Here is a 7,716-nt window from a genome sequence, read left to right on the forward strand (position 1 = left end):
GCCTGGGGGCTGGCCGCGGGCTCGGCCCTCAAGGCGGCGGCGTCCTGGCTGCGGGTGGTGCGGGTGCGGCGCACGGGGTGAGGGTCCTGACACGCGGAAGGGCCCGCTTCCCTCAGGGGAAGCGGGCCCTTTCACGTGGTTCGGCCGGTGGATCAGGCCACCAGGAGGGTGATCTCCTGGTTCGGGTCGGCCAAGGGCTGTCCCGCGAGAGGGGTCTGCGTAATGACCTTCCCGTTCGGGTCCTGGTTCCCGACCACCTTGATGTTGTTGTAGCCGGCCTGCCGCAGTTCCTTCTGGGCGTCCTTCAGGGTCTTGTTCGCCACGTCCGGGACGGGCTTCGGGCCTTCCTTGAGCTTGCCGATCTTCAGGGTGATCGTGGAGCCCAGGTCGGCCTTCTCGCCCGGTCCGACGGGGAGCGCCTGGACGACCTTGTCGTTCTGGTTCGGGTCCGTGACCTCGACGCGCTGATCGTCGCACTGACCGATCAGGCCGTCCTGCTGAAGGGCCTGCTTGGCCTCGTCACAGGTCTTGCCGATGACCGCCGGTACGTTCACCTGCTGCGGGGGCCTGGCGACCGAGATGGTCACCTCGGTTCCCTTCTCGCGCTTGACGCCGTCGCTCGGGTCCTGGTCGAGGACCGTGCCCTCCTTCTCCTGGGCGTTGACCTCGGCCTTGACGGTGACCTCGAAGCCCGCCTTCTCCAGTGCGGCCTCCGCCTCGTCCTGCGACATGCCGACGACGTCCGGGACCTCCTTCTTGGGAGCTCCAGTGGAGAGGACGAGCCCGATGGTCTTGTTCTTCTCGACCTCGGTGCCCTTGGCAACGTCCTGGCTGCAGACCTTGCCCTTCGGCTGGTCCTCGCACTCGTCCTCGGAGAACGAGACCTTCAGGTCCTCCCACGAGGCTTTCTCCTGGGCGTCCTTCTTCGTGTAACCGATGAAGGACGGCACCGTGGCGCGGTCCGACGTGTTGTCGCTGACGATCCACCGGCCGATCAGGATGGCGCCGATCAGCACCAGCACCGCCGCCGCGATCAGCAGGATCGTCGACTGCTGGTTCTTCTTCTGCCGACGCCGGTCGGGGCGGTCCCCGTCGTAGCCGTAGCCGTCGTCCGGGTTCATCGGCGGCATCATGGAGGTGGCGCCGGCCGGGGACATCGCGGTGGTGGGCTGGTCGTCGCCGTAGCCCTGGTTGTAGCCGCCGTAGCCCGCGCCGTAGCCGACCGCGCCCATCGCCGCGGTGGCGGCGACCGGCTGGCCGTCGAGGCAGGCCTCGATGTCGGCGCGCATCTCGTCGGCCGACTGGTAGCGGTAGTTCGGGTCCTTGACGAGCGCCTTCAGCACGATCGCGTCCATCTCGGGCGTGATCTCGGGGTCGAAGACGCTCGGCGGCTGGGCCTCCTCGCGCACGTGCTGGTAGGCGACGGCGACCGGGGAGTCACCCACGAACGGGGGACGCACGGTGAGGAGCTCGTAGAGCAGGCAGCCGGTGGAGTAGAGGTCGGAGCGCGCGTCGACCTGCTCGCCCTTGGCCTGCTCCGGGGAGAGGTACTGGGCGGTGCCGATCACGGCGGCCGTCTGGGTCATGGTCATGCCGGAGTCGCCCATGGCCCGGGCGATGCCGAAGTCCATCACCTTGACCTGGCCGTTGCGCGTCAGCATGACGTTGGCCGGCTTGATGTCGCGGTGGACGATGCCGGCCCGGTGCGAGTACTCCAGGGCCTGGAGGATGCCGATGGTCATCTCCATGGACCGCTCCGGCAGCAGCTTGCGGCCGCTGTGGAGCAGCTCACGGAGCGTCGAGCCGTCGACGTACTCCATGACGATGTACGGGATCGAGACCCCGTCGATGTAGTCCTCGCCCGTGTCGTAGACCGCGACGATCGCGGGGTGGTTGAGCGAGGCGGCCGACTGGGCCTCACGGCGGAACCGGGCCTGGAACGAGGGGTCGCGCGCGAGGTCCGCCCGCAGCGTCTTCACCGCCACGGTGCGGCCGAGCCGGGTGTCCTGCGCGAGGTAGACCTCGGCCATGCCACCACGGCCGAGCACGTGGCCCAGCTCGTACCGGCCGCCGAGGCGACGCGGCTCTTCCATAGCTACCTACCAGCCCTCTCCGTCGGTACCGACCGCACCCTGCGTGGATTCGGCGGCGTGCCGTCCGGGCATACCGTACCCGCCCCACGGGGCCCCGCCGGGCCACGCCCGTCACCCGATACACGACCGGTATCGACGGCCTGGGAGGGCGTCGCGGTATGTGACGGAGGGGCCGCTGAGGTCACACCCGGGTCGTCACTTGTTCAGCACGGCCTTCATGATGTCCTTCGCGATCGGGGCCGCGAGACCGCCACCGGAGATGTCCTCACGGACGGCGGAGCCGTCTTCGACGACCACGGCGACGGCGACGGACTTGCCGTTGGAGTCCTTGGCGTACGAGATGAACCACGCGTACGGGTTCTTCTCGTTGTTCTCGCCGTGCTGGGCCGTACCGGTCTTGCCGCCGACGGTGATGCCGGGGATCTGAGCCGTCTGACCGGTACCGTCCTTGACGACGGTCTCCATCATCTCCTGCAGCTTCTGGGCGTTCTCGGGGGAGACGGCCTGGGAGAGCTCCTCCGGCTCGGTCTCCTCGATGACGTCCAGGTTGGCGGAGCGCAGCTGGGCGACCGAGTACGGCTTCATCAGCTTGCCGTCGTTGGCGACGGCGGCGGCCACCATGGCCATCTGCAGCGGGGTGGCGCGGTTGGACGCCTGGCCGATGCCCGCCATCGCGTTCTGCGGCGGGACGTCCTTGGGGTAGATGCTGGCGTCGGCGCGAACCGGGGTGAAGACCTCTTCGTTGAAACCGAACTTGTCGGCGTGCTCGATCATCTTCTTGTTGCCGAGCTCGTCACTGATCTTGCCGAAAACGGTGTTGCAGGAGATCCGCAGCGCCTCGCGCAGGCTCACGTCCTTGCAGACGCCGTGGTCGTTGGTGAGCTTGGTCGTCGACTGCGGCAGGGGGAACGGGTCGGGGCTGTCGGTGGAGGCGTCGATGTCGTCGATCAGCCCCTCCTCCAGCGCGGCGGCGGCCGTGACCACCTTGAAGGTGGAGCCCGGCGGGTAGGTCTGGCGCAGCGCCCGGTTGAGCATCGGGTCGTCGGGGTTGTTCTTCTTCTGCAGGGAGTTCCACGCCTTGGCGTCGGAGTCCATGCTGCCGGCGAACTTGCCCGGGTCGTAGGACGGCGCGGAGACCATGGCGAGGATCTTGCCGGTCGCCGGGTCGAGCGCGACGGCCGCGCCCTTCTTGCCCTTGAGCCCGTTCCAGGCGGCCTTCTGGGCGGCGCTGCTCAGCGTGGTGACGACGTTGCCGCCCTGGCGCTCCTTGCCGGTGAGCATGTCCAGGGTGTTGCGGAAGAACAGCCGGTCGTCGTTGCCGGTGAGGATCCCGTCCTCGAGCTTCTCGAGCGCGTTGGAGTCGAAGGCCTGCGACGAGTAGCCGGTGACCGGCGCCCACATCGGACCGTTCTTCCAGGTCCGCTTGTACTGGAACTCGCCGTCGGTCTTCTTCGAGTCCGTAATCGTCTTGCCGTCGACGATGATGTCGCCGCGCGGGATCGAGTAGCGCTCGATGCGGACCCGGCGGTTGTCGGGGTCCTTGGCGAGGGAGTCGGCCTGGGCGTACTGGAGCCAGTTGTCGCGCAGCAGCAGGGCCAGCATCAGCAGGCCGCAGAAGATCGCGATCCGGCGCAGGGGCTTGTTCACGGACGGACCACCTGGGTCATCTCGGCGTCGGGATTGGGTGCCGGTGCGGGCGCCGGCCGTCGGGCCGTGTCGCTGATCCTCAGCAGCACGCCGATGAGCGCCCAGTTGGCGATGACGGCGGAACCACCGGCCGCGACGAACGGCAGGGTCATACCGGTCAGCGGGATCAGGCCCATCACACCGCCGGCCACCACGAAGACCTGGAGCGCGAAGGCGCCGGACAGGCCCACCGCCAGCAGTTTGCCGAACGGGTCACGGGCGGCGAGGGCGGTGCGGATGCCGCGCTGCACGATGAGCACGTACAGCAGCAGGATCGCCATCACGCCGGTCAGGCCGATCTCCTCGGCGAAGGTGGCGAGGATGAAGTCGGAGTTGGCGGCGAAGCCGATCAGGTCGGAGTGGCCCTGGCCCCAGCCGCTGCCCAGGGTGCCGCCGGAGCCGAAGGCCCAGAGCGCTTCCGCGGACTGCTCGGTGTGGCCGTAGACGCCCTGACGGCTGAGCTGCCACTCGCGCATCGGGTCGAGCCAGGCCCGCACACGCTGCTGGACGTGCGACTCGAAGGTGGCCACCGTCACGGCGCCGACCGCGGACATCAGCAGACCGAAGACGATCCAGCTGGTCCGCTCGGTGGCGACGTACAGCATGATCACGAACATGCCGAAGAACAGCAGCGAGGTGCCGAGGTCGGTCTCGAAGACGAGGATGAGGATGGAGACCGCCCAGACCACCACGATGGGGCCCAGGTCACGGCCGCGCGGCAGGTAGAGGCCGAGGAAGCGGCGACTGGCGAGGGCCAGGGCGTCGCGTTTCACCATTAGATAACCGGCGAAGAAGACCGCGATGACGATCTTCGCGAACTCCGCGGGCTGGATGGAGAATCCGGCGACGCTGATCCAGATCTTCGCGCCGAAGATGTCCTTGCCCAGGCCCGGAACCAGCGGCAGCAGCAGAAGGACCAGGGCCACCAGCATGGAGATGTAGGTGTAGCGCTGCAGCACACGGTGGTCCTTGAGAAGGAACAGCACGAGTGCGAACAGCACGATGCCCAGGCCGGAGTAGAGGAGCTGGTTGGGCGCCTGCTCGAAGTACTCCTTGCGCGCCTGCAGCCGCTCGGACTGGTCCAGCCGCCAGATGGCGACCATGCCGAGGCCGTTGAGCAGGGTGGCCAGCGGCAGCAGCAGCGGGTCGGCGTAGGGCGCCAGCTTGCGCACGGCCAGGTGGCCGAGTGCCGCCATGGCGCCCAGGCTCAGGCCGTACGTGGCGAGCCCCGCCGGGATCGACCCGTCGATGGCCAGGCCCACGTTGATGTAGGCGAAGACCGGGATGGCGACGGCGAACACCAGCAGCGCGAGCTCGGTGTTGCGGCGGCTGGGCGCGCCGACGGCGCCGATGGTGGACGTCTGATGGGTACTACTACTGCTCATCGTGTTCCAGGGCCCCTCACGGCTTGCCTACTGATCGCCGCACAGCGAGACCAGCTTCTTCTCCTCCTCGGAGAGGCTGGGGCCGGGGCTGGGAGCGGACGTCTTGGACGGGGCGGCGTTCTGGCCCACCGCGTCCGGGTTGGTGGCCTCGGCGTTGTCCGCGGGCTTCTTGGGCTTGGGGTTCTGCTTCTCGGCCGCCTGACGCTCGGCGTCCTTGCGGCAGGCGGAGGCCTGGACCTTGAGCTCCTCGATCTTCTCGATCGCCTCCCCGCGGCCGCCCTGGGCGATGTTCGCCTTGACCTTCTTCTGCTGGTAGGCGGGCAGGTACTTGAGTTCGATCTCGGGGTGGTCCTTCTCCACCTTCGAGAGCGACACCCAGCCCAGGTCCTGGCTGATGCCCCGGTACAGCGCGACGTGCTCGTCGTTGGTGCCGACGTAGAACTGGGTCTGCGTCCAGCGCCAGCCGCCGTAGAGGCCGCCGCCGATCACGCCCAGGGCCAGCACCGTGTAGAACGATCTCTTCAGCCAGCGGCGTCCCTTGCGGGGCTTGGTGAAGTCCTCGTCGGTCCACTCGCCGAAGTTCTCGCCGCCGGCCATGAAGCCGGTGTCGCCGCTGCCGGGCGGGCCGAACTGGCCCTCGCCGCCCGACGCGGGCGCGGGACGGCCGAGACCGGCCGCGCGGCCCGCGGGCGTCTGCATCGCGCCGTTGTCGTCGGTGACCTGGTTCTCGGCGACCGCGCCGACGACCACGGGGGTGTCGGACAGGCGGGCCCCGGCGAGGGTCTCGCCGGTGTCGAGGTCCAGGACGTCGGCCACGATCACGGTGATGTTGTCCGGGCCGCCCCCGCGCAGGGCGAGCTGGATCAGCTCCTGGACGGTCTCCTCGGGGCCCTGGTAGCTGGCGAGGGTGTCCTCCAGGGTCTGGTGGGACACCACGCCGCTCAGGCCGTCGGAGCAGATCAGGTACCGGTCGCCGGCCCGCACCTCGCGGATCGACAGGTCCGGCTCGACGTGGTCGCCGCTGCCCAGCGCGCGCATCAGCAGGGAACGCTGCGGGTGGGTGGTGGCCTCCTCCTCGGTGATCCGGCCCTCGTCGACCAGACGCTGCACCCAGGTGTGGTCCTGGGTGATCTGGGTGAGGACGCCGTCGCGCAGGAGGTAGGCGCGGGAGTCGCCGACGTGGACCAGGCCCAGGCGCCGGCCGGTCCACAGCAGGGCGGTGAGCGTGGTGCCCATGCCCTCGAGGCGGGGATCCTCCTCGACCATGACGCGCAGCTGCTCGTTGGCGCGCTGCACGGCCGTGCCGAGGGAGGTCAGGATGTCGGAGCCGGGGACGTCGTCGTCGAGGGCGACGATGGTGGAGATCACCTCGGAGGAGGCGACCTCACCGGCGGCCTGGCCGCCCATGCCGTCGGCGATGGCGAGCAGGCGCGGACCGGCGTAGCCGGAGTCCTCGTTGCCCTCCCGGATCATCCCCTTGTGCGATCCGGCGGCGAAGCGCAGTGACAGACTCATGCGCACCTCGCCCGTCGGCTGCTGCTCCGTCGGCTGTTGCGGGGAAAGCCGCAGCCGGTCGTGTCGAGCCACCCTGCCCACCCTCCGGTCGGGAGCGCGCCGGCGTCCTGGGTGGGGACTGGTGCCGCGTGCTCGCTCCGCTCGCTCATTCTCGTACTACTTCCGCAGCTCGATGACGGTCTTGCCGATGCGGATCGGCGCGCCCAGCGGTATCGGCACAGGGGCCGTCAGCCGGTTCCGGTTCATGAACGTGCCGTTGGTGGATCCGAGGTCCTCGACGATCCACTGGCCGTCGCGGTCCGGGTAGATCCTGGCATGGCGGCTGGACGCGTAGTCGTCGTCCAGCACGATGGTGCTGTCGTGCGCGCGGCCCAGGGTGATGGTCTGCCCCTGGAGCGCGACGGTGGTGCCCGTCAGCGTGCCCTCGGTCACCACCAGCTTGGTCGGGGTGTTGCGGCCGCGACGGCCGCCCGACGCGGCCTGGCGGCCCTGGGGCTGCGGTGCGGCGGCCTGACGGCCGGGCCGCTCGGCGGCGGCCCTTCCGGCCTCCCGGCGCGCCCCGCGCTGGGTGACGCGCACACCGAAGAGGTCACTGCGGATGACCTGCACGGCCACGATCACGAACAGCCACAGGACGGCCAGAAAACCCAGCCGCATGACCGTGAGGGTCAGCTCTGACATTGCCCCCGCTTCACCCTTCGGCTTGCCGGTAAATGATGGTGGTGCTGCCCACGACGATCCGCGAGCCGTCGCGGAGCGTAGCGCGGGTGGTGTGCTGTCCGTCCACCACGATGCCGTTGGTGGAGCCCAGGTCCTGTACGTGGGACGGGCTCCCCGTGTGGATCTCGCAGTGGCGGCGCGAGACGCCCGGGTCGTCGATGCGCACGTCCGCCTCGGTGGACCGGCCGAGCACCAGCGACGGCCGGGAGATCTGGTGGCGGTTGCCGTTGACCTCGATCCAGAAGCGGGTGCGGGCGCCGGCCGCCGGGCCCGCCGGACCGCCGGGCGCCGGCGGGCGTCCGGCCGCGGGCGGGTAC

6 protein-coding genes are annotated in these 7,716 nt (G+C 69.5%); all 6 read right to left on the reverse strand.

The window, feature by feature from the left end; all coding sequences use genetic code 11:
* Window positions 1–152: 152 nt before the first annotated feature.
* A complete protein-coding gene (gene pknB / locus ACOV8S_RS25940) occupies window positions 153–2,093 on the reverse strand; it encodes a Stk1 family PASTA domain-containing Ser/Thr kinase (protein ID WP_448320661.1) in 1,941 nt (646 codons plus the stop codon).
* Between the two features lie 195 nt (window positions 2,094–2,288).
* Window positions 2,289–3,740 carry a peptidoglycan D,D-transpeptidase FtsI family protein gene (locus ACOV8S_RS25945; protein WP_448320663.1) on the reverse strand — a complete coding sequence of 484 codons (1,452 nt, stop codon included), beginning with the start codon at window positions 3,738–3,740 and terminating at the stop codon, window positions 2,289–2,291.
* Window positions 3,737–5,164: an FtsW/RodA/SpoVE family cell cycle protein gene (locus ACOV8S_RS25950; protein ID WP_448320665.1), complete on the reverse strand. Its 1,428-nt coding sequence runs from the start codon at window positions 5,162–5,164 to the stop codon at window positions 3,737–3,739. The genes ACOV8S_RS25945 and ACOV8S_RS25950 overlap by 4 nt, the downstream gene beginning before the upstream one ends.
* Window positions 5,165–5,191: 27 nt before the next feature.
* Window positions 5,192–6,679: a Stp1/IreP family PP2C-type Ser/Thr phosphatase gene (locus ACOV8S_RS25955; protein ID WP_448320666.1), complete on the reverse strand. Its 1,488-nt coding sequence runs from the start codon at window positions 6,677–6,679 to the stop codon at window positions 5,192–5,194.
* Window positions 6,680–6,835: 156 nt separating this feature from the next.
* A complete protein-coding gene (locus ACOV8S_RS25960; RefSeq protein ID WP_448320667.1) occupies window positions 6,836–7,360 on the reverse strand; it encodes an FHA domain-containing protein FhaB/FipA in 525 nt (174 codons plus the stop codon).
* A gap of 10 nt (window positions 7,361–7,370) precedes the next feature.
* Window positions 7,371–7,716 (reverse strand): FHA domain-containing protein (locus ACOV8S_RS25965; RefSeq protein WP_448320669.1); only part of this gene is annotated, 346 nt, incomplete at its 5' end.

It is taken from the genome of Streptomyces sp. CO7 (assembly GCF_053474865.1).

Excerpts from the sequence above, each read along its gene's own strand:
- pknB (WP_448320661.1), bottom strand. The coding sequence starts at position 2,093 with ATGGAAGAGCCGCGTCGCCTCGGCGGCCGGTACGAGCTGGGCCACGTG.
- ACOV8S_RS25950 (WP_448320665.1), bottom strand. The coding sequence starts at position 5,164 with ATGAGCAGTAGTAGTACCCATCAGACGTCCACCATCGGCGCCGTCGGC.
- ACOV8S_RS25955 (WP_448320666.1), bottom strand. The coding sequence starts at position 6,679 with ATGAGTCTGTCACTGCGCTTCGCCGCCGGATCGCACAAGGGGATGATC.
- ACOV8S_RS25960 (WP_448320667.1), bottom strand. The coding sequence starts at position 7,360 with ATGTCAGAGCTGACCCTCACGGTCATGCGGCTGGGTTTTCTGGCCGTC.